This is a genomic window from Deltaproteobacteria bacterium GWA2_45_12 (genome assembly GCA_001797365.1).
Taxonomy (GTDB): Bacteria; UBA10199; UBA10199; order UBA10199; family UBA10199; genus UBA10199.
Genome location: MGPH01000055.1, coordinates 2,366 through 4,139, shown reverse-complemented (window position 1 = coordinate 4,139; position 1,774 = coordinate 2,366). Strand labels below are relative to the sequence as shown.

Sequence of the window (1,774 nt, the reverse complement as noted above, 5' to 3'; positions counted from 1 at the left end):
CTTATTGAAGGGCAAAGTTTGCAAGAAGTGATCGATGAAGTGACTGGTCTTGCTCGTAAAGTGGTCACCCAAGGCAAGAATGCCAATCTTCGTCCTCGTGTTTCCATTAAAGATGAAAAAGGACGTACGATCAAATTGCCCCATGCCGATTCGGAAGCCCGTTACCTTTTGCCCATTAGTGCCAACATTGTTGTCGGTAACAACGAGAAGGTTCAGGCCGGTGATGTTATCGCCAAGATTCCTCGTGAAACCACAAAAACGAAGGATATTACCGGTGGGTTGCCTCGTGTTGCTGAATTATTTGAAGCCCGCAAACCCAAAGAGTGTGCGGTTATCAGCGAAATTGATGGTTACGTCACTTTCGGAAAAGACACCAAAGGCAAGCGTAAGCTCATTGTGAAACCGGATGTGGGAGAGTCCAAAGAATATCTCATCCCCAAAGGGAAACATATTGCCGTGCACGAAGGTGAATTTGTGCGAGCCGGGGAAGCTTTGATGGACGGTTCTTCAAACCCCCATGATATTTTGCAGATTTTGGGTGAAAAGGCCCTGGCTAAATATCTGACTGATGAAGTTCAGGAAGTGTACCGTTTGCAAGGTGTAAAAATTAACGACAAACATATTGAAGTGATCGTTCGTCAAATGCTGCGTAAGGTGCGCATTGTTAATCCGGGAGATACCCGTTTCCTTATTGATGAACAGGTTGAACGTTTCTCTTTTGAAGAAGTCAATAAAGAGGTCCGCAAGAAAAAAGGCAAGCCCGCCATTGCCGAGCCCTTGTTGTTGGGAATTACCAAGGCTTCGTTGACAACTGAAAGTTTCATGTCGGCTGCTTCATTCCAGGAAACAACCAAGGTGTTGACTGAGGCGGCTTTGTCCGGAAAAAGCGACTCGCTTCGTGGCTTGAAAGAAAACGTGATTATGGGACGCCTGATCCCGGCCGGTACGGGTTTAAGGAAGTATCGTATCCTTAAAATCAAGGTTGATGAGGAAGGGTTGCCCGAAGATGGTATTACCATTGAAGCTGTAGCGAGTTAAATTTTTGGAACAAGGATTCATGGGAAATTGCCGGTTAAAAAAATTAGCTAGTTTCACCCCTAAGCCTTCTTGACATCCATAAAAACTTCTGTTAACTTCGCGACTCTTTTTGTGAAGCCTGCCTTTTTCATGTTTAAGTATATGAAATAGTTGGGTTTTTTGGTTGGAAGTTCAAAACGATCGAACTTCTTTTTGTTATACGTTTTTTATTAAAAAGGTTGAAGAGATTTTATGCCGACAATTAATCAGTTAGTCAAAGAAGGTCGTGTTCAGGCTCATCGAAAAAATATGGCGCCGGCTTTGGGGGAGTGCCCTCAAAAGCGGGGTGTGTGTGTCCGTGTTTATACAACAACACCCAAAAAGCCGAATTCCGCTTTACGCAAAGTGGCTCGTGTTCGCTTAACCAACGGAATTGAAGTGACAGCTTACATCCCCGGTGAAGGCCATAATTTGCAGGAACACTCAGTGGTCATGATTCGTGGGGGTCGTGTGAAAGACCTGCCCGGTGTTCGTTACCATATTATTCGTGGCACCCTTGATACTCAAGGTGTGGAAAAGCGTCGTAGGGGCCGTAGTAAATACGGAGCAAAAAAACCTAAGTAAATGTTGGGGTGTCAGAAGTCAGGAATCAGAAGTCAGAATATTTTCAAAAGATTTTATTCCGAATCCTGGTTCCTGGATCCTGACTTCTTCAAAGAAATATGTCTCGAAAAGGTGCAGCCGTTAAAAGGCAAAT

At 44.4% G+C, this 1,774-nt stretch carries 2 protein-coding genes (1 of these 2 only partly in view); both read left to right on the top strand.

Going from position 1 to position 1,774, the window contains the following annotated elements; all coding sequences use genetic code 11:
* Window positions 1–1,038: the end of a DNA-directed RNA polymerase subunit beta' gene (locus tag A2048_07000; GenBank protein OGP07946.1), read on the top strand. The gene continues 3,063 nt to the left of window position 1, outside the view; 1,038 of the gene's 4,101 nt are visible here — the last part of the coding sequence; its start codon lies off the left edge, out of view; it ends in the stop codon at window positions 1,036–1,038.
* Window positions 1,039–1,269: 231 nt separating this feature from the next.
* A complete protein-coding gene (locus A2048_06995) occupies window positions 1,270–1,641 on the top strand; it encodes a 30S ribosomal protein S12 (protein OGP07945.1) in 372 nt (123 codons plus the stop codon).
* Window positions 1,642–1,774: the final 133 nt, after the last annotated feature.